Genomic DNA, 25,558 nt, shown 5'->3' on the forward strand with positions numbered 1-25,558 from the left:
GAAAAGCTTACTGACGGACCGGACGAGGGGTTTCATAACACCCCGTAGTATTAGCGCGCTGCGTCATAATATGCTGCCGTCGTAAGTTTCAGGACTGTGCGTAAGGATCTATGGGTCGCAGGTTCGAATCCTGCTCTTTTAACAAGATGGCTCAGTGGTAGAGCAATAGATTAGCAACACATGGACTCAAAATCCATTTATCCGGCCTGGAGTGGCCATAAACACTTCACTGCTTTGAAAACAGTATAAGCGCATCCCCGAGGGAAGCAAAAGGTTTCCCGGGAAAATCTGTTACGGCCTGAAAAGGCAGATACCGCTTTTGAAAGCGTTGCTGATCCAGGTGCATCTCTCTTCATCCTTCGGCGCCATGCCGTGTTAGCCTGTGGGAGATATTACCTGGCAAAGTTCCGCCAACAACCGCTCAAGTCAATTCCGCCGGAAACGAATGGAATGCCCTTATATTGTTTTCTTCTTAATTAAACCCTTAAACAATAGATATATGATACAAAGAATAAGAGTTGAAGCATACCATAAAGCACTGGTATTCAGAAACAATCGCTACGTTAAAATGCTGAACGAGGGCACATACTGGATCAAAGCGTTCAATACGCTTATCCATTACGATATGACAAAACCATTTGTTCCAACTGTAGACCTGGATATCCTGCTGCAGGATAAAGACCTGGCCGATGCGCTGGAGGTTATAGACGTACTGGAAAACCAACTGGCATTACTGTTTGAGAACCGTCTTTTCAAAACAGTGCTGACTCCTGGTAAACATGCTTTCTGGAAAGGGATCAGGGAATATACTACCATCATAGCCGATCTTGGTAAATACGAGATCACCGAGCCTGTAAACAAAGCCCATCTTGCAAGAAATGAACTGCAGTCTTATGTGAGAATGTTCAATGTAGGTGCTTACGAAAAAGGGCTGCTGTATATAGATGGAAAATTTGACCGCATACTGGAACCTGGTATTTACCACTTCTGGAGAAATACAACTACAATGACTGTAACCACTGCAGATATAAGACAACTACAGATGGAAATAAACGGTCAGGAGATCCTTACAAAAGATAAGGCCAATATCCGCCTGAACTGTTCTATACAGTATAAGATAGCAGATATCTTCAAAACTGTTGAGAACAAGGATTATGAAAAGCAGTTGTATACTCTTCTGCAGCTGGCACTGCGTGAGCAGGTAGCTGGTTATACGCTGGACGAACTGCTGGATAAACGGGAAACGCTTTCCACACAGGTGATGTCTGCTGTAAAAGAAAAAACACAGTCCCTGGGAGTAGCCTTGCTGGATTGCGGTATCCGTGATGTGATCCTCCCTGGCGATATGAAGGAGATCCTGAACCAGGTGCTTATGGCCGAAAAGAAAGCTCAGGCCAATATTATCATGCGTAGGGAAGAAACCGCCAGCACACGTAGCCTGTTGAATACAGCCAAACTAATGGAAGAAAACGAGATGTTGTTCAAGCTGAAAGAGATGGAATATGTGGAAAAGATAGCAGATAAGATCAGTAATATTTCTGTGAATGGCGCGGGCGATATAGTCGGCCAGCTGAAGCAGATCTTCGTACCTGTGAAGAAAGGGTGATTTCTCACCCTTTCTTTTTTTAATAAAACCCCGGTTTTCAGGGATTTTCCTACCGGGTATCCGGCGTTATTTTTATTTATGCTTAAATACAGCATTACCGGATTTATTTTTCTGGCGGCAATTGCAAGCTGCTATCTTCTGCTGTCCTACAAACTGGATACAATTGTTATCTATGACCGTCAGGCAGCTTATATCGATGTGGGGAACAGTCTTTCCATCAAACCCGAATTTGCCATAGAAAATGACCGGGAACTCAAGGTATACCTCAACTTTGAAAATATACAGGATACAGCGCAGATCAGTGATCTGGCTGTAGATATTTCATCTCCTCTGCTAACAGCTTCCGCCAACAACGGCATCTGTATGGATACTGCCGCTTCTTTCCAGGAACTGCCGCCCAAATGCAAGCAATTGATCCCGGGTAAAAACCCGGCCTACCCCATACTTACATTTGCATTTGATACGCATAAAAAGCCTCCTTACAAATACCTGGTTTCCATCAATGGAAGTATCATTTCCGGCACTGACGCCTTTCCTTCGTCGTTCCGGAAACAGATAACTATCGAAAGCAGAAGGGTATTCCGGGAACGTAACTGAATATATATCAGTCTGGCATCACTCCTGCATAAAAAGCTCCAATTGACATGCTATCAGTAACGGGTTGCTTCAAATTTATCGTTATTTTAGAGTGTACTATCAACCAGAACCTTTGGAGCATATAGCAACTTCCCGCTTTTCCCTGCAACAGGTCTTTGTTGCCCTTTTTGCCGCATTCGCCAGCTTTGCCGCCTATACCTGCATCTTTGCATTCCGCAAAGCATTTAATGTAGCCTCATATGAAGGGCATATCCTGCTAGGTATCAATTATAAAATAGCCCTGGTTATCACCCAGGTGATGGGGTATATGACCAGCAAATTTTACGGTATCCGGTTCATCTCTGAAATGAAGCGGATAGGGCGGTGGAAACTGATTATTATACTGGTAAGCATTGCATGGTTATCCTGGTTATTCTTTGCCCTGTTCCCTCCTCCTTATAACTGCTGGTGCCTTTTCCTGAATGGCTTTCCCCTCGGTATGCTATGGGGCGTGGTCTTTTCCTATGTAGAGGGAAGGAGAACAACAGATCTGATCAGTGCTGCACTGGCAGTCAGTTTTATCTTTGCTTCCGGCCTGGCTAAATCCACTGCCCAATGGGTAATGGAAAGCTGGCATATCAGCGAATACTGGATGCCATTTGCCGTTGGCGCCATTTTCATGCCGCCTTTGCTCTTATTCATTTACCTGCTGGAAAGAATACCGCCGCCTAACGAAGAAGACGAAGCAGAACGCATGCACCGTCTGCCCATGCCGGCAGAAAAACGTCTTGAACTACTGTCCCGTTTTCTTCCCGGTATTGTACTATTAGTTATCATCTACATTCTTGTCACCATCCTCCGTGAAATAAGAGACAGCTTTATGGCCGATATGTGGCGCGCCTCCGGCGAACATTTTGAAGCCGGTGTATTTGCGCAGACAGAAGCCACTATCTCCGTTATTATTCTTATACTGATTGCCTCTATGATGTTTCTGCGTAATAACTTCAAAGCATTCCTTATCACACAGGTGATCATGCTAATAGGGTTTATTATCGCTCTGCTGACAACCATCATTTACCTGCAACAGGCATGTTCCCTGTATAACTGGATGGTGTTGGTAGGATTGGGGTTGTTCCTTGTATATATTCCCTTCAACAGTATTCTCTTTGACAGGTTTATTGCCACCTTCCGCTTTGCCGGCAATGTTGGCTTTCTCATCTACATTGCAGACTCATTCGGCTACCTGGGTAGTGTAGGCGTATTACTCACCAAATCCCTGTTCCAGGTACAGGCCAACTGGCTGCAATTCTACATACAGGTGGTACTGACCACTGGCATGGCCGGCATCATCGGCACCTGTATCTGTATGATATATTTTATCAGGAAATACCGCTCGTTCTTAAGACAAAGCCTCAGACCATAATAGCGGCGCAGGCAACTGTTGATTGCTGAACTCAATATGTATCACTCTTCTCTGCCGGTTATTGGTGGTACGGCTGGACGCATGCAGTAACAAAGGGCGCATGATCATAATACCTCCTTTGCCCACATTGCAGGTAACTTCTTTTTCCGTATTCCAATCTATTGTTTCAGGCCGATAAATCCCTTTTCTGTGAGAACCAGGTACAACCCTTAATGCGCCATTGTGCTCATCTGTATCGTCCAGGTGAATGCGGATTGTAAAATTCTTCTCCAGCAAATCCAACGGTGGCCGTACTGCATATTGCTGCTGTTTCACTGTCCATGGGCCATAACCAGCAACATCTGCTTTCTGATTTACAGAAATAGTTAAGTCCTGATGATAAGACACAAACCAGTTGGAAGCGCCGGGCTTATCGAAATAGATAGATTTCACAGGAAAGTATCCTTCTCCAAATAATTGCTGCAGACAGGCATTCAGCTTGTCAGTAAACACCAGCGGAATTGTAGTCGGCACTTCCTTCAGGAACTGCCTGATGGCAAACAGATCTTCCGAATGGCGGAAAGTATCTTTCTCTTTATTAGCCTGCCCTATGATTGCTATCAGTTGTTCTACTTCCGCAGAAGTAAATACATTCTCGACTACAGCAAATCCGTTTATTTCCAGTTCAGGTATCATGCGCAATAAAATTTCTCCCGTATTTCAACTAACACCCTTTCTGCCTGTGTCATATCTGGTTCATCAGGCAGATCAGCATTTTTATAAAGCTCCTCAATCCTGGCAAGTTTTTCTTCTACCATTTTCAGCAGATCATCATATTCAAACCCGCCTTATCATATCCCATCCGCTTATATCAAGCACTTCATTTACGGGCAGTTCAATTACGTCTTTACGTTCGCGTATACTTAAATACTCATTGGATTGTTGCGCATAGATAAAGCGTACATCATAGTCGCTATCCGGCGATGCAAAACCCCGGGCCCTGCTCCCCGACTCGCACGCATAAAGGATTCTGACGTTTTTATCTCTTTCTATTTCCAGCAGCTTCCCTGCTATTATTTCATTCATAATGTATAAGGTTCCTACTCAGCAAAGTATAAAATTTTAGAAAAAAGTTTTAAATTATTTGTTCGAATCAAAAAAATAACTTCATCTTTGCATCAGCAAAATTATTACGATAACATGCAACGCAAACCACTACATAGTTCAACACTCATTATATCCTTCCGAATAATATGCGGAGGAATAATACGTGATTGCGGGGCAGGTTATGCTACGAACTGAGTTGTAAAAACGAATTCGATATAACACAAGCCCTGCAAGAGATTGCGGGGCTTTTTTCTTTTATAAAATTATCATTATGCAGCTATATTTTACAAACATAAAACCCATTGCAATGAGTGATGTCATATCACTCATAGGGATACGTTATGCCATACTGCATATAAATGTCATACCCCCCTTTCAGCTACGACCCGATTATATACTGACGTAATAAAATTATGTTCACGCAATATAAACCCGGTCGTTCATCACGGCCGGGTTTTTTATTATCCCTATGCCGTTCCCACATTGGTCTGTAGCTCAACGGTCAGAGCTTCTGCCTTATACGCAGCGGGTTGTGGGTTCAAATCCTACCAGACCAACCTGAACATAAACGGTGTCAGTAGTTTAATGGCAAAACGTCCCGGCTGTGAACCGGGACATGAGGGTTCGAATCCCCCTGACACCCATACAAAAACCTCGTATAAAAAATGACATAGCAATGGAACATGTTAAACGGTGGAGACGGTTGAATGGCAAGACAATCAACACTCCTATTGAAGAAGAGATCAACAGAACATTATCTCTTGAATATGAAATGGGCCACACAGTAAGTGTGTGCATAGGTACAGACAGCCAGGTGAAAGGCCGGGTCACTGAATTTGCCACTGTAATAGTATTCATCCGGAAAGGCAAAGGAGGATTCATGTACATACTCAACGACAGTACTACCCGCAAGATGAGCGTCAAAGAAAGGATGCTTGTTGAAGTAGGAAAGAGTATTGAAGTTGCTTACCCGCTATGTCATATTTTCTCCAGGTATAATGTACACATGGAAGTACATGCAGATATCAACACTAATCCAAACTTCAAAAGCAACGATGCTTTAAAGGAGGCAATGGGTTATATCATGGGAATGGGCTTCACTTTCAGAGCCAAACCTCATGCTTTTGCCAGCACTTCCTGCGCCAATAAAATTGTTCATTAAAATATAAATGTTATGATGAGAAAAACTTTTGATCATGCAGGAATATGTCCAGGCATTACACTATATGCATGTCACACAACAAGAACTTCCTGGGGTATAAGTCTTGTTGACAAAGAGTATGAGACGATAATGACAACAACAAGGGAATTGCCTGCAATAGCCCTTTCCGGTTAGATCAATAAAGCTACACTGAGATAATTTTTTCTGAGTAATATGTGTTTGTGTTAAACGGGCTCTTCACTTCTGAAGAGCCTCTCTCTCAATCCTCTTATAATACATCACATAATCAGTAGTTCCCTTTCTATATCTCAATCAATTCTGCATTACCCTGACATCAGCGTAGCTAACAAAATCATACAGCTCAATTCCACTCATTTCGTTTGTACCTATAAACTTTTCTGATTGTGCAACCCAAATTATCTGCTTATCAGCAATTCTATCAATTGTGCCATTCTTCATTTCTTCAATCATTCTTTTTACCCAATTTCTTATCGCTTCGTAGTACTGTTCTGATAGAACAACATGCCATCCGGTATTTACTATACAGATATGGCCCGGTGTATCAAAGATGGTTGGGAATACGCTTTTTATTTAATCGTAGTTTACCCAACCAGGCAATTGATGCAAACGCCTACATAGAACAGCATTAGCCCTGTTCATATTGTACCTCCTACTTTTATCGGGTGAACAGATAAGGATACATTACAAACGTAATGTATCCCTGTGATCCCTTTTGTCTTAACGTACCTATGCGCTGTAAATCCAAAAGAATAGACCTTAGTACGCAGCCACCTCTTTCCAAAGCCCAACGGCAGGTCATTACAACATTCTACAGAACTATCACCAATCACGATCCGGATCTGCTTGACCAGGTCGTCAATCCTCATTGGGAAAACACTCCTCTTTTCCCCGGACAACGGGCCGGTCCTGACGGATTTAAAAATATTATCAGGCAGTTCATCTTCTCTTTTCCTGATGCCCAGGTCTCAATATTAGGCATGTATGATTATAAAGGACGCGCAAAAGTACATGCTAAAATGTTGTTCACTCAGGAGAACGATTTCATGGGATTAGCGCCTACAGGGCTTAAAACAAGTATCATCCTGGAAGAGCTCCATACTATTGAGAATGGGAAGATCTCATTTACCTATCACCTGGAGGATTGGTATAGCTTGATAAAGACCACAGGATCTGCAGCAATACGAATACCGCCAAAAGGAAAGAAGAGAGGGAGATATCCCGGGAAAGACAGATCAATAATTTAAAATCTAACTATTATTAATGAAGACCACATATCTTATTCTATTATCAGTTATAGTCTCCTCCTGCAATTACAACAATGATGTTGAAGAATTTGCAGATTATGATTTACTGGAAACCTTATATCACCAGCATGATACACTGATCAGATATGGAGATACTGTAAAGATCGTAAACTCTAAACTTGATACAACAATCATAGAGACAGGGATCTTTACTTATCTGCAATATGATTTCCCACTAACAGTCCCTTACAGGCTGATCATCTTATCCCGCAAGGCTAACGGCCTGAAGCAACAAGGGAAAGAAGCAGAAGCCAATGTCTTCTTCAAAAAAGTGATTGATTTTTATCAGCACGAAAGGCCTCACTATTTTAAGTATATATTTGACATGAAAGAGTATTTCCAGTTTGAAATTAACGCAGCCATTCTGTGTTCTTACGCTTACGAGAATCTTAAAGATCTTGAAAACGCAATAATGATACTGGAACCCTTTCTTGCAAATACAGAAGCCAGGAGCAGCAGGATACAGGAACGATATATTCAATTATGTACTGGCAGACGTGGCAAGTAGCCTCCTGGCGAATACGAAAAAGGCAATCATTTCAGATTGCCTTTTAAACTCTTATCAGGATTTAATAAAATCCAACAGATCAGCATTTATTCTTGCAGCTTCGGTAGTTGGCATTCCATGAGGAAAGCCAGGATATGAAATGAGCTTTCCATTCTTTAAAAGCTTTACAGCCTTTACAGCTGTAAGCTGGTATGGAACGATCTGGTCATCTTCACCATGCATAACAAGCACAGGTACATCTACACTTTTAAGGTCTTCTGTGAAATCTGTTTCTGAGAATACCTTGATGCAATCATAATGAGCTTTTATTCCACCCATCATACCCTGACGCCACCAATTATCCCTTACTCCCTGCGATACTTGTGCGCCTTCACGATTATAGCCATAAAATGGTATGGTAAAATCCTGGAAATACTGTGGACGCTTCGTTGCAGTGCCTTCACGTATCTCATCGAATACAGACAGGGGAATACCGTCGGGGTTATTGTCATTTTTCACCATGATCGGGGTAACTGCACTTATCAATACAGCTTTTGCTACTCTGCCGGCGCCATGCTTTGCCACATAGCGGATCACTTCACCACCACCGGTTGAATGTCCAACATGTATCGCATCTTTTAAATCAAGCGCCTTTACAAGCTCAGCTACATCTGCAGCATAGGTGTCCATGTCATGACCATGTGCTACCTGGGAAGATCTTCCATGACCTCTTCTGTCATGTGCAATTACCCTGAATCCTTTATTCAGAAAAAACATCATTTGTGTATCCCAATCATCACCTGATAAAGGCCAGCCGTGATGAAAAACGATGGGCTGTCCTGTTCCCCAGTCTTTATAATAAATTTCTGTACCGTCCTTTACTGTAATCTTGCTCATATTGCGTTTTTTATTGGTTATTTTAATGGTTTAAAGGTACCCTTTTAACATATTGAGCAGGGAAAAGGTTGAATGCACTTTTATCGTTTCTCTTGTATCTTTTACGGCCTATCTGCAAAACGAAAAAAGGCCTGCATTTGCAGACCTTTTTATTCTCACAGGTTTTCAGCTTATTTTATAAAAGCTTTATTGATAGTTGTTCCTTCCAGTTTGATCTCGTACGGCCATTGTTCATCATTGCTGTCGTTATTATCATTTAAATGTTCCCAATGTTCAGCAGGAGCGCCGCTAACTACTAACCACAGGAACGCAGTATTTTCCGGCACAGTAAAATTTGCTTCTCCGGTAGAATTGCGATAAGTATTACCATATACACGGGAACCATCTTGCTTCACGGCTAAGAAACCATATCTCCAGCCGGCTTTATCAATTTTAATACTCCTGAATCCCGGCTGACCGGCAATCCCTTTGAACTGCAGTTTAACATTGGTACCCACAGCCGGCACATCCAGCCTGATTGCATTATAGCCATAGTTTTGCGGACACACATCCGGACTGATCCTGTACCACCCGTCAGTAACTAAGTTCAGTTTAGATGTATGCTGATTGGCATATTGTTTAGCCACAGTCTCTATTCTTGGCATATCCCAGGTTACAAACCTTCTGTAGGCATCAAACATCTCGTCATTGAAAGTCGTTTGATCTACCAAAGTAATCCTCTTATAAGTCGCAACCGGGTCTTCTCCACGTTTAGCGCCTTTCCAGAGCTTTGCTACGAAATCCTTTCCCCGTTTATTAGACCAATATTCCAGTACATAAGGGGAGTGGTATTGGTTGATCTCATGAAGGAAAGCATAGTTGGTATACTTCATAAAATCTTTCAGATGGTAATTCTCAAAAGTCATCCAGTTAGGATATACCTGCCAGAGCATATATTGAGCTGTCATTTCAAATATAGTCTGACCATTACTTCCCTGCGGAGAGGAGGTATATCCCCAGCTGCCGTCAGCCTGAACATAATACTGGAATACATGTCCCAGCTCATGAGCCACAGCGCCAAAAGGTTCTGTATTAATACGGGGAGGAGTTACCCAGAGTACTCCTACTTTATTCTCTGCACCGCCGCCGTAAGCAGTGCCATCGGTGGAGTTGGTTACATATATCAGCGCCTTTAGCGAATCAGAAACAGATCGCCCTCTTTCAACAAACTTTAAGGTATCAGTATAGTATTGAAAAAATCTTTCGCACTCCTGGAGTATCCTGTTAATATCAAATCTCTTGTTAGGATCTGTATTGGCAGCTGGAGTAGCCCCGAAATCCTTTGCCCAGAATGCTACAAAATCTGCCGATTCAGCCCTTCTCACATTACTATAAAGGCTTGCATCGTTATTGTAGTCATTATTGTTCGGAATATTCCAGATAACTCTCGGGATATACACTTTCTTGGCAGCTGCTAAAGGGAGTATATTACCCGAAAGGGTTTTCTCTAATGGTTTGGAAGTGATCTCCTTATTACAGGAACAGGAAATAGCACTGATTGCTACGGTCAGATATAGGATAAACTTTGTCATTTTGAGTTCGGGTTAAATGAATATTAGGATTTCCGTCTCATACTAAGATAGTCCTCATTAGTGTTCAGTGTTTCATAGTATTTAACTAAGCCTCTCCGGATATTGATCTTTTACAGGGATCGTAATGAATTACATAAAATTCGAAAAATCAAGAATACTTTATTAAGTTGGAACTCAAATAATACTTAATGAGGATACTCTTATTTATTTGCTGCTTGTTCACAAACGCGCTTGCATATGGACAACATTTAATAACTACTAATAATTTAAAAAAGCAGTACTCACCTAAGGCAGTCATTTCTTTTGAGATAACGCCTCAGAACGCCGATACCTTATACCTTTCAACCGGTTTAGAAACACTGACGGAAAAGGGATGGATGGAGATTACAAATGATATCTCCAAACCCTCTTTTGCCAGTAAAAGGATAGAAGTATTACGCCTGACAAAAATAGAAAAGCTGAAATGCGATCTTAACAAACTAGCTCTTTATGACAGGAAGAAACTCTTAAAAGGTACATACCGGTTTTCCTATAATATTGGTTATTCCATCAGTCAACTGGATGATGAAGCAATGAAAGATTACAGCCCACCGTTTATTATTCAATGAATTTTCGCCGCAAGATCTTAAAGGGGTATATTGTTGTTTAGTATAATGATCATTCTTCTTCAATAATTAATTACTTATATGTTTTACAGGATTGCGTTTGTCTCTGTCGTTTTAGCTACGCTCACGTCTTTAAAATGTTTTAGCCAAACAGATACAAAAACACGTATATGGGGGGAATGGAAAACCTGGGGAGATCAGGGCAACGGCACTTATGTTAATCCTGTATTACCAGGCGACTACAGCGATATAGATTGTATCCGTGTCGGTAATGATTATTATGCTGTTTCATCCACATTTCAATACTCACCAGGATTCATCATTCTTCATTCAAAGGATTTAGTGAACTGGAAAATACTGGGCCACGTGGTGAATGATATTTCCACCATTTCTCCGGAAATGAATTGGGACAGGATGAACCGTTATGGCAGGGGTGTCTGGGCAGGGGCTATCCGTTATCACAATAATAAGTTCTGGGTATATTTTGGCGATCCTGATATGGGATATTTTATGAGTTCTGCCTCCAGGGCAGAAGGTCCATGGGAACCACTGCACCAGGTGATGGCTGAAAAAGGATGGGATGATTGTTGTCCATTTTGGGATGATGATGGACAGGGATATTTCATAGGAACAAACTTCGCTGACGGGTATAAAATCCATCTTTTCAAAATGACTGCTGATGGAAAAACCTTAATCAGAGAATCTGATAAAGTTATTTATCGGTCGAAAGGAAGTGAGGCCAACAAGCTCTATAAAATTAACGGCACTTACTATCACTTCTTCAGCGAAGTACGGGATGGAGGTCGTGCAATTATGATGGAGCGCTCGCAAAACATCTGGGGGCCATATGAAGGCCCCAGGAAATTAAGCCATGTTCAACGGGAATTTAATGAACCTAACCAGGGTGGCATTATTCAATCAGCTAAGGGAGACTGGTATTTTCTTACTCACCATGGTTCCGGCGGCGACTGGTCTGGCCGGATCGTGAGTTTACTGCCTGTCTTCTGGATGGAGGGTTGGCCTATAATTGGCAAACCCGGTCCCGATAAAATAGGTCAAATGGTTTGGTCGGGAAAAAATCCTGCTAACACAGGTAAAATACTCACTCCCCAAACTGACGATGATTTTAAGAGCAGTATGCTTTCTCCACAATGGGAGTGGAATTACCAACCACGCCGGGAAAAATGGTCCCTGACTGAAAGGCTGGGCTGGTTAAGGCTGCATGCTTTCAAACCTTTGGAAAACGATAATCTCCTGAAGGCTGGCAATACACTTACCCAGCGCTCATATCGAACCGTTTCTAATGAAGCGGTTATAAGATTGGATATCAGTAACATGCTAGACGGGCAAAGAGCCGGTCTTGCACACTTCAGTACTCCGGAATATTCAGCCATCGGGGTTACATGCAAAGGAAACAGTAAAACTTTAGAAGTCACGTTTAAAAGCAAGATTACAAAAGGACCTTTAATTACTGGTAATAACCTCTGGTTGAAATCTATATGGGGACTGGATGGCAGAAGCCAATATTTTTACAGTCTGGACGGAAAAATATATACACCTCTTGGTGAACCTTGTGAATTGATGTGGGGTGATTACAGAGGAGACAGGCTGGCCATTTATAACTATAACAATAATGCCGATAAAGGGTCTGTGGATATAGATTACGTCAGATATAAATATAGCAAGTGACGGTCAAAAAAGAGATGGGATAGTTTGAAGTGGCTATCTGGGACCACCAACAAACCCAGCGACCGATATTGACATTTTCATAATTAGCTTACGCATAGTTCAACATTTTGCTTCTCAAAAGTAGCCGTCATCTTCGAAATGAAAAGGGACTAAAAGCGACAAAAATAGGGGGGTATCGCAATCGGGCAGAAAAGGATAGCGTAATTTAGTTGTCATTAAGTAGTTTTGGTCATTAATACATGCCCTCATGAGTCAATCTCTTTCGCATAAGATCTATTCTAACCCTGAATTTGTAAAACAGTATGCAGATTCAATAATAGCCAATCCATGGAATGCCTATTACGAAAGGCCTGCATCTATGTCGCTATTGCCTGAAGATCTGAAAGGGAAAAGTATCCTCGATGCCGGTTGCGGCCCTGGTATTGTTGCAAAATCACTTCTGGAAAATGACGGGGTTGTTACTGCTATTGACTACAGTGATACAATGGTTGAACTTACCCGGAAGGCAACGGAAGGTAAAGCCAGGGTGCTGGCAATGGATCTGAATAAGGGACTGGAGACGTTTGCGGATGCTGAGTTCGATATTATTTACTGCTCCCTTGTAATTCACTACCTGGATGACCTGCAGTACGTATTTGGAGAATTTGCCCGCGTGCTGAAGCCGGGAGGGTACCTGGTTTTTTCAACAGATCATCCTGAAAGCCCTGCTTTAAAGGATAAAAAGATTTCCGGGAAACAAATGGAAAGCGTGTATTGGAAAAGCTTTGGTATTTACATGGACGTATATCACCGGACATGGCAGGAAATAGAAGAGACGCTCCAGGGAAGTAACTTTCATATCGAACAGATCATCACACCTCAGCCTACGGAAACGTGTAAAGAAAAATACCCGGATGAGTATACGTTCCTGAAGGAAAATCCGCACTTTATATGTGTAAGGGCTATTCTCACAAATAAAGTGATAAGCCGGAACGAGGCTATTGATCTTGTAGCCTGGAACGACCTTGCATCACTCGATATCAATGAACGGTATGATATTATTCTGGACATCCTTGATGAAGTCCCTGTTGATGCCGCAGATGAAAAATATGATGCAGAGATCATCAACTTCATTAAATTCCAATTACTGAATGTTACGAATGAATATCTCCGAGAGATATTGTTAAAAATACAGCACGTACATTTCGCCATAGAAGGAGAGCCGATGTTGTATGAAGTTTGTGCATGCTGTGGCTACAGAACTATCCGGGAAAGAGGTCAGTATGATATCTGCCTGAATTGCTTCTGGGAAGATGACGGGACGGCTGAAGACGATAAGGTAAGTGCCGTCAATCATATGAGTTTAAAAGACGCACGCAACAATTATCAGCAGTTTGGAGCATGCTCTGAAGAATTTATAAAGTATGTTAATAAGCATCCTGGCAAATACATGAAAGGTTAACTTTTGCTTTTCATCCATCCATATTCGAACGCTCCAAAACAGAGAACACCACCCGCCTCGATCCGCGTCCGATCATCGTCTACATTACGGAGGATATGCAGAAGATTATAGATTACTGGGGCAATAAGGATCGAAACCAGATAATTACCTCTTTCCCGTTCTGGAACATGGCATCACCCCACTCAGGCAGGTTGAGTTGATTGAGTTGTTCCTCCAGTCAATAAATGACTGGATGAGAAGATTCGTGTAAAAATTAGGTACTGAGAAGAAGGTAACCACGTATATGGCAAGGCATACTTTCTCAACAGTTATGAAGCTGTCGGGAGTGAGTACCGAGTTTATCCGGGTAAATTAACTTTTAGCTATTTAACCTTTGATATTTGATTGCTATTTAGACCCAAGATTACTGCAATATTAAATAATTTATAAATTTAGCAACTAAGTCTAACTTCAATACAACATTTAAACCTAATTTTGACACAACATTAAACTCTAGTTTAAGCACATCACTTAAGTCTAACTTTAACACTTAACTTAACACTAAATAAGTTAGTGGGTAAGATATAAGATAGTTAGTTAATAGATAGAGTTAAGGGAACAATTATTGTTTATTAGCTCATAACAAATATATAATAAATAATATACAATATTATGGCTACTCCGGCAGAAAGATTAGCTGCTTCATTAGATGAATTGCGAAAACTTCAAGAACAAGGAAAAGTCGCAATTAAATCGGATGAACTATCACGGACGCACAAGGATAGGTTGATCGCCAATGGGTTTTTAAAAGAAGTATTAAGAGGATGGTATATAATTTCTAGCCCTGACGAACGTCCTGGGGATACAACTTCATGGTACAGTAACTTTTGGGAATTTTGTTCGACTTTTCTACATGAAAGATATAAGGATAATTGGTGTATATCGCCTGAACAATCTGTTTTAATATATGCCGGAAACTGGACAGTACCCACTCAGCTACTTATCAGATCTCCTGAAGCAAGTAACCATCAAACAGAACTGTTGCATCAAACGTCGATTTTTAACATTAAGTCTGAACTTCCGGAAGTCAGGGAAACAACTACTATAAATGGGATAAAGATGCTGACTTTACCCGCTGCACTAGTTCATAGTTCTCCAACAATTTTCACTCGCAATACTACCGATATCAGAACTGCATTATCAATCATTCCGGATTCATCTGATATATTAGGGATATTATTAGAAGGAGGCCATTCAACAGTTGCCGGAAGGTTAGCAGGTGCATTTCGGAATAATGGGCAGGATAGAATAGCAGATGACATTGTAAAAACAATGAAAGCTGCAGGTTATGATGTGAGAGAAGCAGACCCATTCGAAGAAAAATTACAGATAAAGTTAAGTCCACGGGAAAGATCTTCCTATGTGAACAGAATCAAATTAATGTGGAATGCAATGCGTCCCGCTATATTGGAGGTATTTCCGGGGCCTCCCGGAATTCCTGCTGATAAGGACGAGTATTTACGTAAAGTTAATGCGATTTATGTCACAGATGCCTATCACTCGTTATCAATTGAAAAGTATAAAGTGACACCAGAATTAATCGAAAGAGTACGTACAGGAGCATGGAACCATAAAGACAACGAAGAAGATAAGAAACAAAGAGATGCGATGGCAGCAAGAGGTTATTGGCAAGCATTCCAAAAAGTTGAATCAAGCATCCGGAAAATTTTGAATAATGAGAATGCTGGTGTTGTAGCGGATAATGAACATGGGGATTGGTACCGCGAATTATTTACGCCAAGTGTAGCAGCCGGCTTATTAAAACCAGCAGATTTAGCAGGCTATAGAAATCATCCGGTATATCTTTTCGGCTCGAAACATGTACCATTAAATAAAGACGCAGTAAAAGACGCAATGCCGACCCTATTTGAATTATTGGCAGAAGAATCAGAACCCGGGGTCAGGGCAGTATTAGGTCACTTTATATTTGTGTTTATTCATCCATATATGGATGGAAATGGTAGAATGGGGCGATTTCTCATGAATACTATGCTCGCTTCTGGAGGATATCCCTGGACGGTAATCCCGGTGGAAAGTAGAGCCGAATATATGGCGGCGCTAGAAAGTGCAAGTGTTGGTCAGGACATCAGGCCTTTTGCATCATTTATAGGTAATTTAGTATTGCAAGGACTTCAGGGGAAGCCGGTTGCAAGTATTTAATAGGAGGAAACCATAACGTATTAAAAAACTAACATTATGTGGTAACTTAAAATTAACCCAACTGTCAGATTAAATCACAACTGCTTCAAGTCAATAAACAATTGTAAATCTTGTTTTTAATTCTTCAATTCCATCAGCAAGCAATAGTTCTAAATTGTCGGAATCGTTTTCTTTAACTATATTCTGATAAACAGACTCGATTAGTATTATCAGGTCTATAATGTAAACTGTTGTCGAAGTGCTCTCCGATTTATCAGAAAAGTTTCCATCCCATTCATTAGCTGGAAATTTAATAACCTCATTGTTACGTTCTACACTTAATGAAAATCTTCTAGGAGGTTTCAACAGGGCGACAGGAAGGCCTGGTTGTTCACTTTTTTGGGCCGTTCATTTTTAGTGAACAGTCTCAAAAAAGTGAACAATTGGCTAATAGCTACGATCCAGTTAACGGGCAGATAAATCTAAAAAGGGCATTACAATGCCCTTTTTATTATATTTGGGTGTACTTTACACATATTTTCTTCGAAAAGTGCTTTTTGCTGCACTTTACAATGAATTTTTACTTCAGAATGCTTAAATTTACTCTGAAAAAGGTATTATAATGCACTCTAGAAAAATATTCAACATCGTGAAAGCCAGAAGAGAATCTCTAAATGTGACGCAGGAGACGCTCGCCCAACTTTCCGGCGTAGCATTGAGAACCTTGAAACAATTTGAAAGCGGCAAGGGCAATCCTACCTTACAAACACTCCAAAAGCTCGGTGACGCACTGGGACTTGAAGTAACGGTCGTTATTAAAAACAAGGGGATTAACACATGAGAGCAGCCAACATTCTTTTCAAAGGGCAAGAAGCCGGCGTATTAACACAACATGATGATGGTACGTTCACGTTCCAGTATAATGCATCGTGGGTAGAAGACAGTAGCAAGCCAGCCATCAGCCTTACATTGCCGAAGACCGCCTCACCATACCATTCTAATTACCTATTCCCGTTCTTTTACAACATGCTGCCGGAAGGATCAAACAAACAGGTCGTTTGCCAACTTAACCACTTGGACAAAACCGACTATTTCGGGTTATTGCTGACGATTGCCCAAACAGATACCATCGGCGCAGTTACCGTATCTAAAATCGATTAAACATGAGTTTACCAGATATCCAACACTGTCCCGGTACGCTGGCCCCTGGCTACCATACCTATAGTCGAACGGCACTCGTCAGGGTCTTCAAGGGCCGCAAGGTAAGTCATCTTCTTCCCTATGATTCACCCGCCTCTAATGCGGCAATGGACGAACTCTTTGATGAGAACAGAAAACGAATATCTATCTCGGGTGTACAAGAAAAATTCTCCGTTCTGCTCGAGAAGAACAAACTTCGATTGATTAAAGAGGGCGAACGAGGTAGTTACATCCTGAAACCAATTCCGGCAGCCGGCCGGCGACCGGACCAGATGCCAGCAAATGAACACCTTACCATGCAGATTGCGCGACAAGTATATCATATTGAAACGGCGGAGAATGCGCTGATCTTCTTCCGGAATGGAGCACCCGCGTACATCACCAAACGTTTTGATGTCGATGAAAATGATAGGAAACTTGCGCAGGAAGATTTCGCATCATTAGCCGGGCGCATGCCTCAAACACAAGGAGAACATTATAAATATCTCGGTAACTATTTGGAGTTATTTCAGCTCATGCAGAAATACGTCCCGGCTTATCCCGTGGAAGCGCCCAAATTACTGAAACTACTCATGTTCAACTATTTATTCTCAAATGGAGATGCACATTTCAAGAATTTTTCTCTCCTCGAAACGCCAATGGGGGATTATCGCCTGAGTCCGGCGTATGACTTGCTTAACAGTCGGATCCACATTAAAGACAAGGATTTCGCCTTAGATGATGGCTTACTCCCCAAGAATTTAGCGCAGGGTAAAATTATGCAGCAATTCTCAGTATTAGCCGATCAGGCAGGCATTTCCCGGGCCTCCTTCGATGCAATCAGGCAACTTATGCTTTCCGAAACAAATAAGGTGCAGGAATTAACGTTGGCGTCCTATCTGGATGAAACCACCAAACGCAATTATTGGCAATCGTATCAAGGTCGATTGCGACAACTAGAAAAGACGTGAAAGGCTAATCGATGGTGCAATTCAACAATAGGTTATTTTGCTTTCGAATTGGCCAAACTTCGAACATAGATGGCTCAAACTGTGATTTCCTTTGGCTGTTATTTCTTAAAGCTGGCGGTGTTTGAAGGCTTTTTCAATTTCCTGTCCTTTCTTACCGTTGGGCAATACCGCTCTCTACCAACCTGCAATTTCCTGGTCCTGAATTCCCTCGCCTACTTTCAAAAGAACAGATCCGTCATTGCCCAACATGCCGGGGTGACCCTCTACCTGGACCGGGATGCCGCAGGACTCCAATGCACCAGCCAGGCGTTGAAGTTCGGGCCGCAATTCCGCGACGGGAGCCACCTCTACGCCGGTAATAATGACCTGAACGACTGGCTGATCCAAAATTTCCCAAAGTTGAAGCAGGATCAATCTATCCTCCCACAGGCAGGTAAGGTCTTGCGGGATGTCCAACACCCTCCACCGGATATTTCTCAAAGCAAGAAGGGTAAGCGCATATAAGTTCTTCAAGATGATAATCTCTTAAACCAATTCAATCTATTTTTTAATCATAAAAAACGACGCAGATGGCAGATTTGAAACGCAAAACGCTCTCCCTTTCCTGCGGAAAGCTCCTGAAACTTTACGGTAGCAGCCTTGCCATTTCAAAAAGCCTGGAGATCGGGGAAGGGTACGCGCCTAATATTTATTCCTTCACCGAAGGTCAGTCTGGAGGAAAGGAGGCCGGTCAAGTTACCAATCCTCACAAGCTCGACCGGGAAGATCTAATGGAACTGGCCGACTTCAACATCTAGCTTTGGATGAATTTGAAAGCCAACCTCCGGAAATATGGCGTGGATAGCCCGAAGGTTTTCAACCAGGAATCCAGCAAATGATGGCGGTCGAATCATTGGGAGCAACGCGGCTTTTCCCCGCTTTGCCACTGCTCAAAACTGCGGTGGCTTGCAGGATCGATTTTAAGCGCCCGATTTAAGGCAAGCGGTGTTTTTGTCGAACACAAAACGGTTCGACAAAAACACCGCTTGCCCACCGCTCCCGTTGGTCGCTAGTCGAGAAAGACCTGGACGACCTTGGTAAAGGTGCACTTAAACTTTTAGAACAACTTACATCAGGCCAGGCTTCACTACAGGAATGTATATCTTACCGGGAGCAATTACAAGATAAGCTCCCCGATAATGACACTGACACAAGCCCATACAGTCCTTTGATCTGGGCTTTAATGCCTCATACAGATACTTATCCTGCCTGGTATTCGGCCGCCATTGTGGGATTAAACATAGTTGATCTCAGGATCAGTACCTTTTCGGAATTGACAGATTTAACAAAGGAAACTTTGAATAATTTTTAACGATGATGTAACTGGTAATCCCTAAAACCTTCGCCACTTCTGAAGCTTAGTTCAAGTAGCTCATTAGCCGACTTAAAACATTGAATAATTTTTCGCTCGTTGTGTTCCCGTAGAGCATTTAAAATCACTATTGTGCAGGTGGAAAAGTCTACGTGAAATTATTTGTGCCCGCGGTAGAAGACATTCTGAATTAGTAAGAATACTTTGTACTTTATCTTTACCATAATAGCGAATAACCTCCCCAATGTCATTCGAGGTCCCTCGTTCCATTATCCGTACAATAGTAAACTCTGGATACCGATCGAAATCTAATTGTTTCAGATCTACATCCCAGAATGCTCTACGGGATAATACAGATTTCGTTATGTTAGGATTCGTTTGCACTGTTAATATACCAAAAACCAGGGTACTCATGTCTTATCCGGCATACCAGATAAGACATGAGAACGTACATCTAAGCAAAAAAGGCTTAGCAGAATGTAAATCTTTTTTGCTTAGTTCATTAAATCGAATATAATAAATTCAACTATCACCTACGCTTTAAGTAGAATCAATCCAATATCTGCAATATGTCCACACCAAACTCCTCCTTTATTGCTCTTGGATAAGAGACCTCACATTCATTATCACTAATTAGATTGATGAAATAGGTTAGGGGATCATTTTCCCGAATAGCTATATCTTCCTTTCTTCTTCGTATGTATTTTTTCCTTTTTTCCGCCAATTCCGGATCATCAAGTTTTAATAACTTTAAAAGATTTACAGCTTCTGTATCTGCTTCCGTTTTAACAAAATAATCTCCTTCCCAATACACAATCCTGTCTTCCAGCTTATCTGCCGTAGGATGTAATACCGGCTGGAATTCAATCCAATTCTTTTTCTCCAGGTTCCATTGATGCTTCACTAAAAACCAATTAGAATAGTGATCGTCATCTGTACCCTTTAAGGTTGGATTAAAATGCTCAATATCCCTCGCATCTGTCCTACTGATATATTCATCAGTATAGGCACAAAAACCTTTCTGCTCTTTCCATAGAATTTCTGCAATCTTTCTATTATTTGTGGAATTTTGAGGTTTGTATTTCAATTCTTCTGTTACAATCCTCGAATTGTCCCCTTTAATGGCCCTTCTCATTAAAAATTGTATTTATCACCCAACTTCGTTAATTCGATAAGCAGCTCATTTTTTTTATCCTGATCTTTCTCTTGCATTATTCTTCTTTTAAGATCGAGATATTTTTTGTATGCCTCCTTTCCGAATTCGTTATAGTATTTCACTTTGAAGTCATTCATAAGCATATCGTTAGGGTCATCTCCAATTGGAGATTCTCCTTTCCGAACAGCTACCTTACCATCTGCATCGAAGTATAAAATAAACCTCTCTTCCGGTTCAAAAGCTGCAGCAATAAAGGGGGAGTGAGTCGCAGTTATAAATTGAGCATTAGGTGCCAGCTTTTGATAATAGGACATTAGATCAATCTGAATATCGGGGAAGAGGGACCGTTCAGGTTCATCTAATAGGATAATAGCATTATCAGTATTCAACTGCATTAAAGGAAATAAAGAAAGTAATAGTCCTTTAGTCCCTGTACTTAAGTTTGAAATTGAAATAATATCTCCAGTAATTTTTGAGCGGATAGGAACCGTATATTCTGTATTAACTAGATCAACTTCCAAACCCAATTTATCTAAGACTGGATTAATCGCTTCTGCAAAAGCCGATAGTGGATTTTCGTGAACTTTTGACCAATTAATGTATTCTTTGTTCAGTCTGTTTAAGTCTCCTATAACGCCTTTATTTATTAATTCAGACATCAACTGCGTAAATGCCTTCCTATAATTCAATATTTTACTCAGCAACAAAAGCCATACTTCAACATTTACAGCTTGCGAAAATTCATAAATGTATTCTGAGTTATGAGAATGTCCGTTAGCGTTAGAATTACCTTGCCTTTTGTCAGACATGACGCTAAGAATGTCTAAAGGATTCTGATTAAGGATATCTATTGTCTCTTTTGAAATAATATCAGCATTGAAATACAGTAACTTCAATCCCTCTTGGATAAGCATACTTTCAGTACCGGAAACTTCAGAAGGTAAATCCTGAAATTCAGTCCCGTTCTTACTAATTTTATTTTTTTCAGTAATCAGATTCCCATCATGGCATAGATATTCTATTTGTACATTCCCATCTAAAAGCGAATTATCATATTGGAGTAAATAAGTGTTGCTAGTGTTGCCGAGAATCTTCGCCTTAGACAGACTTGATATATTATCTTTAAACAACTCCAAAATCCCTGTCTTTCCCGTTGCACTCTGCCCAATAATACAAATCTTATCCAAAGGCAGTCCCTCCTTCTTATGTCCCTCCGGATAAGTAAAATCAAAATTTACATCTTCCAGGTGCCTGTATGATTTTATATTAAGTTTTTTAATTTTCATAGCCTTGATTAAGTATTATATTGAAGCGGGTATCTTAAAGATAAAGAGTATTCAAACTACATTTTGGCCTCAAAATGATCAAAACCAGTCAAAACTTTTTCAAAGATGGAAAACCATCTCTATTTCTGAAGTTACTAAAAACAAAAAAGGCTCACAAAACTGATGTTTGCAAGCCTTTTCCTTTCCGCTCCCCCTGCTGGACTTGAACCAGCGACCCTCTGATTAACAGTCAGATGCTCTAACCAACTGAGCTAAGGAGGAGTGCGTTTCCCGTTTCGGGATTGCAAAAATAGATAATTTTTCATTTCCACAAAATCTTTCTTTACTTTTTTTTCAAAAAGAATCCACCAACACCAGCAAACGCTTTCCAGTAGCGGAACTACGGGTACCAGCATTTACAAATTGAAGGTCCAGTTTTGTCACAGGGAAGTGTGGAAACGAACTGATCACCTTGCAACGATGCCCCCTCATTTCCAGGGTATCTTTCTGCTCAGGGGTCGTGAAGATGAGAGAGGAGAGGGTATCAGATCTCAGGACCGGGGCGTCTAAATAATATTCCATAGCATAGGAGTTCACCTTATAAAAGCCTATAGCCTCTCCTTTAAGCGCTTTATTGGCATAAAAAGCTGCAGTGCTGCCACTCTGGTACTGCAACACATCCGGGTAAAATAAACCGTTTAAAAACAGGTTTAAGAACACACTGGCAAGACAGGTCCTGAAGAAGATCAACGGCAGACCTTTCAGGGGTAAAAAGATGAAAGCGCCAGCTACCAGCAGCATTAATACAACGAATAAATAGTTGACTGAAGGACGGTATAAAGCCCACAAGCCAATCACTGCAATACCTATAATGCCCATGATTATATACTGTGTGATACGGAAAGCCCTGATCTTTTCGACAGATAAAATATACCGGGCAGTTAAGATCGAAAAGAAAGGGAAAACGATATTCAGATAATGCGGTAACTGGAACCTTGACAAAGAGAACAGCAGGAAGGTTGCCAACGCTCCGCTGATGCAATAGTATTCCTTCGCCTGCCGGCCTTTCCTGATAAACATGATCACTGCTACATAAAGAAAAACAGACCAGGGCAGGAACGCCCATAACACAGTATGGAAAAAGAAGGAAGGATCTCCATTACCCTTGATCGGCCCCGTATTCATAAACCGCCCAAACTGGCTGTCCCAGAAAAAGAACCGGATACCGGATACTCCTGTTTGCCCGAAAACAACCTTCTCCGGATGTGCGTCAAACTGAACATACAAAGCATAAAGTTCAGGGATGATAAAGATGCCTGTCAACAAAGCCACCAGCAACCAGCGAACATGAAACAACTCCTTCCACTGCTTCGTAAAGATGTACTGACCAGCTATAGCGGCTCCCACAGGCACCAGTGCAAAAGGGCCTTTGGTCATTACAGCACAGGCAGTGAATAAAGCTCCCGGTATCAACTGCCGCTTGTAAAGATGATAGACGGCAGCAATGATCAGTCCCGTCAGATAAGGTTCCGCCCGCACATCTGTGCTGGAAATGACCAGGTGCTCGGCAGTCAGCAGGATACAGGCTGACCACCGTGCTACCTGGTCACCGTATAGGGACAATGCAAAACGATAAGTATACCATACGCCCAGCAACAGGAATATCAATGCCGGCAACTTATAAGCAAAAGAAGTAAAGCCCAAAAACTGGTAGGAGAGCGCCGCCATCCAGAAAGGGAAATGAGGTTTATCCAGCCAGTCATGTCCGTCGGCAAAGAGGTTGAGATAGTCATGATGCTGTACCATATGTTTGGCAATGCCGGCATATAAAGCACCATCGGGCTCCATAATAGTTACAGGCAACCCGGTAATGTGTACCAGCACCAGCAACCCGATTATCCAGAAGCTGATCTGTTTTTCAGAGATAGTAGACATGCGTAAAAATTACGCCATGCAGGGCAGAATCGCAAAAACGGGGGATTAACAGAAAGTTACCATCCAAATAACCCGGTCTTCTCCAGACCCAGGTATATCCCATCTTCCCGGTCCTCCAGCGGATAGGTCTTGAGGTAAAACCCTTCTCCGCTGCTGTTATAGCCATTCTTAACATTAAACCGGTAACGATGCAAGGGGCATACCACGTTACCGCTATCATCTATATAACCATCCGCCATAATGCCTCCGGCATGCGGACATTTATAGGCAAAAGCGTACAATTGGCCGTTGTAGCGGGTCATGCAGATCTTCTTACCGCTAACCTCTATTACTGTGATCTCTCCATCTATTACGTACAGGTCACTCAAACGATGCCAGTTATACTGCTTTGCCATGTGATTGTTTAATAGAAAAACTCTGTTTTGTAGGGATAACGTTCACGGTATAGTGTCACCACTTTCTCCATGATGGTTTTACGCAGTTCATCGATATTACGGCGCTCCAGGGCAGATATGAACACACAGTTTCCATGTGTACGGATATCCCAGTCGGCCTTCAGCTGGTTCAGGATATCCTGTTTAACATCTTCTGCCAGCCATTTATCGAAGGTCTGTTCTTCGTAAAGGTCCATTTTATTGAAGATCATGATAATGGGCTTGTCAAACGCTTTCAGCTCCTGCAGCGTACGGTTCACCACTTCTACCTGGTCTTCATACTGGGGATGGGAGATATCAACCACATGCATGAGAATATCGCTTTCCCTTACTTCATCCAGTGTTGACTTAAAGCTCTCTACCAGGTGGTGGGGAAGTTTACGGATAAATCCTACAGTATCGCTCAGCAGGAAAGGGGTCTGTTCAAACACTACTTTACGGGTGGTAGTATCCAGCGTGGCGAACAGTTTGTTCTCGGCAAACACTTCGCTCTTACTCAGCAGGTTCATGATTGTGCTCTTACCTACGTTGGTATATCCTACCAGGGCTACACGGATATACTCACCACGGTCCTTACGCTGGGTCAGGGCCTGCTTGTCAATCTCCGCAAGGCGTTTTCTCAGCAAAGAGATCTTATCCTTGATAATACGGCGGTCCGTTTCTATCTCGGTCTCACCCGGACCACGGCTGCCAATACCACCTCCCTGACGTTCCAGGTGACTCCACATACCTTTCAGTCGCGGCAGGATATACTGGTACTGTGCCAGCTCTACCTGTACCTTTGCCTGTGAAGTACGTGCCCTGCGGGCAAAGATATCCAGGATCAGGTCACTGCGGTCTATCACTTTTACATTCAGTACTTTTTCAATATTGGCGATCTGGCTGCCAGTCAGTTCATCGTCAAATATGACCAGGGTAATATTTCTACCGGTGATAAAGTCCTTCATCTCTTCCAGCTTACCTTTCCCTACAAACGTAGCTCTGTCGGGATGCGACAGTTTCTGGGTAAACCTCTTAACAGTAGTAGCTCCTGCTGTCTCTGCCAGGAACACCAGCTCGTCCAGGTATTCCTGCACCTGCCGCTCCGTCTGCTCCTTGTGGATCAAGCCCACTATTACAGCCCGCTCTTCCTGTTGTACAACTTGTTTCTTCTCGATCAAAGTATATAATAATTTTCATGCGAAGGTACTATTTTCCCTACTTTTAGCCCTCCAAACAACA

The 25,558-nt window shown here is 41.9% G+C and carries 26 protein-coding genes and 3 tRNA genes; 18 read left to right on the forward strand and 11 right to left on the reverse strand.

Features of this window, described 5'->3' with window-relative positions:
- The first annotated feature begins 499 nt into the window (after window positions 1-499).
- From GO493_RS01760 to GO493_RS01770, 3 genes are all read left to right on the forward strand, one after another.
- The gene (locus tag GO493_RS01760; RefSeq protein ID WP_157304341.1) at window positions 500-1,606 is read left to right on the forward strand and encodes a slipin family protein; all 1,107 of its coding nucleotides are present in this window, start codon (window positions 500-502) and stop codon (window positions 1,604-1,606) included.
- A 78-nt stretch (window positions 1,607-1,684) separates the two neighbouring features.
- Window positions 1,685-2,203 carry a hypothetical protein gene (locus GO493_RS01765; protein WP_157304342.1) on the forward strand — a complete coding sequence of 173 codons (519 nt, stop codon included), beginning with the start codon at window positions 1,685-1,687 and terminating at the stop codon, window positions 2,201-2,203.
- 112 nt (window positions 2,204-2,315) lie between these two features.
- The gene (locus tag GO493_RS01770; protein ID WP_232538717.1) at window positions 2,316-3,605 is read left to right on the forward strand and encodes a DUF5690 family protein; all 1,290 of its coding nucleotides are present in this window, start codon (window positions 2,316-2,318) and stop codon (window positions 3,603-3,605) included.
- On the opposite strand, the gene GO493_RS01775 is transcribed toward GO493_RS01770, so the two are convergent.
- The gene (locus GO493_RS01775; RefSeq protein ID WP_157304343.1) at window positions 3,582-4,280 is read right to left on the reverse strand and encodes a phytanoyl-CoA dioxygenase family protein; all 699 of its coding nucleotides are present in this window, start codon (window positions 4,278-4,280) and stop codon (window positions 3,582-3,584) included. The two genes, GO493_RS01770 and GO493_RS01775, sit on opposite strands and share 24 nt — an antisense overlap.
- 141 nt (window positions 4,281-4,421) lie before the next feature.
- Entirely contained in the window at window positions 4,422-4,670 is a 249-nt protein-coding gene (locus GO493_RS01780; protein ID WP_157304344.1) for a DNA polymerase beta superfamily protein, read from the reverse strand.
- Window positions 4,671-5,175: 505 nt separating this feature from the next.
- On the opposite strand from GO493_RS01780, the gene GO493_RS01785 reads away from it, so the two are divergent.
- The 6 genes from GO493_RS01785 (at window position 5,176) to GO493_RS01810 (ending at window position 7,686) form a co-directional block, all read left to right on the forward strand.
- Window positions 5,176-5,248 (forward strand) — tRNA-Ile (locus tag GO493_RS01785).
- A gap of 13 nt (window positions 5,249-5,261) precedes the next feature.
- A tRNA-His gene (locus GO493_RS01790) sits at window positions 5,262-5,334 on the forward strand.
- 33 nt (window positions 5,335-5,367) lie between these two features.
- A complete protein-coding gene (locus GO493_RS01795) occupies window positions 5,368-5,853 on the forward strand; it encodes a ribonuclease H-like YkuK family protein (RefSeq protein WP_157304345.1) in 486 nt (161 codons plus the stop codon).
- 12 nt (window positions 5,854-5,865) lie between these two features.
- Window positions 5,866-6,027 (forward strand): hypothetical protein, encoded by a 162-nt coding sequence (locus tag GO493_RS01800; RefSeq protein ID WP_157304346.1) that lies wholly within the window; start codon window positions 5,866-5,868, stop codon window positions 6,025-6,027.
- A gap of 575 nt (window positions 6,028-6,602) precedes the next feature.
- Window positions 6,603-7,118, forward strand: a complete 516-nt coding sequence (locus GO493_RS01805) for an ester cyclase (protein ID WP_157304347.1) — start codon at window positions 6,603-6,605, stop codon at window positions 7,116-7,118.
- Between the two features lie 16 nt (window positions 7,119-7,134).
- Window positions 7,135-7,686 carry a hypothetical protein gene (locus tag GO493_RS01810; RefSeq protein ID WP_157304348.1) on the forward strand — a complete coding sequence of 184 codons (552 nt, stop codon included), beginning with the start codon at window positions 7,135-7,137 and terminating at the stop codon, window positions 7,684-7,686.
- Between the two features lie 54 nt (window positions 7,687-7,740).
- Here GO493_RS01810 and GO493_RS01815 read toward each other — a convergent pair whose 3' ends face one another.
- Together GO493_RS01815 and GO493_RS01820 are read right to left on the reverse strand one after the other, a co-directional pair.
- Window positions 7,741-8,562 carry an alpha/beta fold hydrolase gene (locus GO493_RS01815; RefSeq protein WP_157304349.1) on the reverse strand — a complete coding sequence of 274 codons (822 nt, stop codon included), beginning with the start codon at window positions 8,560-8,562 and terminating at the stop codon, window positions 7,741-7,743.
- A gap of 170 nt (window positions 8,563-8,732) precedes the next feature.
- On the reverse strand, window positions 8,733-10,133 hold the full coding sequence (locus GO493_RS01820) for a DUF6055 domain-containing protein (RefSeq protein ID WP_157304350.1): 1,401 nt from the start codon (window positions 10,131-10,133) through the stop codon (window positions 8,733-8,735).
- Between the two features lie 377 nt (window positions 10,134-10,510).
- Here GO493_RS01820 and GO493_RS01825 point away from each other — a divergent pair, with 377 nt between their 5' ends.
- The 9 genes from GO493_RS01825 to GO493_RS01865 all read left to right on the forward strand — a co-directional run bounded on the left by GO493_RS01825 (window position 10,511) and on the right by GO493_RS01865 (window position 18,993).
- On the forward strand, window positions 10,511-10,741 hold the full coding sequence (locus GO493_RS01825; RefSeq protein WP_157304351.1) for a hypothetical protein: 231 nt from the start codon (window positions 10,511-10,513) through the stop codon (window positions 10,739-10,741).
- Between the two features lie 78 nt (window positions 10,742-10,819).
- On the forward strand, window positions 10,820-12,427 hold the full coding sequence (locus GO493_RS01830) for a glycoside hydrolase family 43 protein (protein WP_157304352.1): 1,608 nt from the start codon (window positions 10,820-10,822) through the stop codon (window positions 12,425-12,427).
- Between the two features lie 247 nt (window positions 12,428-12,674).
- Window positions 12,675-13,868 (forward strand): methyltransferase domain-containing protein, encoded by a 1,194-nt coding sequence (locus GO493_RS01835; protein ID WP_157304353.1) that lies wholly within the window; start codon window positions 12,675-12,677, stop codon window positions 13,866-13,868.
- Between the two features lie 651 nt (window positions 13,869-14,519).
- A complete protein-coding gene (locus GO493_RS01840; RefSeq protein WP_157304354.1) occupies window positions 14,520-16,067 on the forward strand; it encodes a Fic family protein in 1,548 nt (515 codons plus the stop codon).
- Window positions 16,068-16,695: 628 nt separating this feature from the next.
- A complete protein-coding gene (locus GO493_RS01845) occupies window positions 16,696-16,887 on the forward strand; it encodes a helix-turn-helix domain-containing protein (protein WP_198315432.1) in 192 nt (63 codons plus the stop codon).
- Complete coding sequence (locus GO493_RS01850; protein WP_157304356.1) at window positions 16,884-17,207, forward strand: HipA N-terminal domain-containing protein; 324 nt, start codon at window positions 16,884-16,886, stop codon at window positions 17,205-17,207. Before GO493_RS01845 ends, GO493_RS01850 begins: the two co-directional genes overlap by 4 nt.
- A gap of 2 nt (window positions 17,208-17,209) precedes the next feature.
- Complete coding sequence (locus GO493_RS01855) at window positions 17,210-18,196, forward strand: type II toxin-antitoxin system HipA family toxin (RefSeq protein WP_157304357.1); 987 nt, start codon at window positions 17,210-17,212, stop codon at window positions 18,194-18,196.
- Window positions 18,197-18,265: 69 nt separating this feature from the next.
- Window positions 18,266-18,700 carry a toprim domain-containing protein gene (locus GO493_RS01860; RefSeq protein WP_157304358.1) on the forward strand — a complete coding sequence of 145 codons (435 nt, stop codon included), beginning with the start codon at window positions 18,266-18,268 and terminating at the stop codon, window positions 18,698-18,700.
- 65 nt (window positions 18,701-18,765) lie between these two features.
- Window positions 18,766-18,993, forward strand: a complete 228-nt coding sequence (locus GO493_RS01865; RefSeq protein ID WP_157304359.1) for a hypothetical protein — start codon at window positions 18,766-18,768, stop codon at window positions 18,991-18,993.
- Window positions 18,994-19,619: 626 nt separating this feature from the next.
- On the opposite strand, the gene GO493_RS31385 is transcribed toward GO493_RS01865, so the two are convergent.
- The 7 genes from GO493_RS31385 to hflX form a co-directional block, all read right to left on the reverse strand.
- A complete protein-coding gene (locus GO493_RS31385; RefSeq protein ID WP_394350707.1) occupies window positions 19,620-19,961 on the reverse strand; it encodes a DUF6922 domain-containing protein in 342 nt (113 codons plus the stop codon).
- A 136-nt stretch (window positions 19,962-20,097) separates the two neighbouring features.
- Entirely contained in the window at window positions 20,098-20,682 is a 585-nt protein-coding gene (locus GO493_RS01870) for an HNH endonuclease domain-containing protein (RefSeq protein WP_157304360.1), read from the reverse strand.
- On the reverse strand, window positions 20,682-21,989 hold the full coding sequence (locus GO493_RS01875; RefSeq protein ID WP_157304361.1) for an AAA family ATPase: 1,308 nt from the start codon (window positions 21,987-21,989) through the stop codon (window positions 20,682-20,684). The genes GO493_RS01870 and GO493_RS01875 overlap by 1 nt, the downstream gene beginning before the upstream one ends.
- A gap of 187 nt (window positions 21,990-22,176) precedes the next feature.
- Window positions 22,177-22,250 (reverse strand) — tRNA-Asn (locus tag GO493_RS01880).
- Between the two features lie 72 nt (window positions 22,251-22,322).
- Window positions 22,323-23,903 (reverse strand): ArnT family glycosyltransferase, encoded by a 1,581-nt coding sequence (locus GO493_RS01885; RefSeq protein ID WP_157304362.1) that lies wholly within the window; start codon window positions 23,901-23,903, stop codon window positions 22,323-22,325.
- Window positions 23,904-23,959: 56 nt separating this feature from the next.
- On the reverse strand, window positions 23,960-24,298 hold the full coding sequence (locus tag GO493_RS01890) for a Rieske (2Fe-2S) protein (protein WP_157304363.1): 339 nt from the start codon (window positions 24,296-24,298) through the stop codon (window positions 23,960-23,962).
- Window positions 24,299-24,306: 8 nt separating this feature from the next.
- Window positions 24,307-25,497: a GTPase HflX gene (gene hflX / locus GO493_RS01895; protein WP_157304364.1), complete on the reverse strand. Its 1,191-nt coding sequence runs from the start codon at window positions 25,495-25,497 to the stop codon at window positions 24,307-24,309.
- Window positions 25,498-25,558: the final 61 nt, after the last annotated feature.

Origin of the sequence: Chitinophaga tropicalis (genome assembly GCF_009758205.1) — a bacterium.
GTDB lineage: Bacteria > Bacteroidota > Bacteroidia > Chitinophagales > Chitinophagaceae > Chitinophaga > Chitinophaga tropicalis.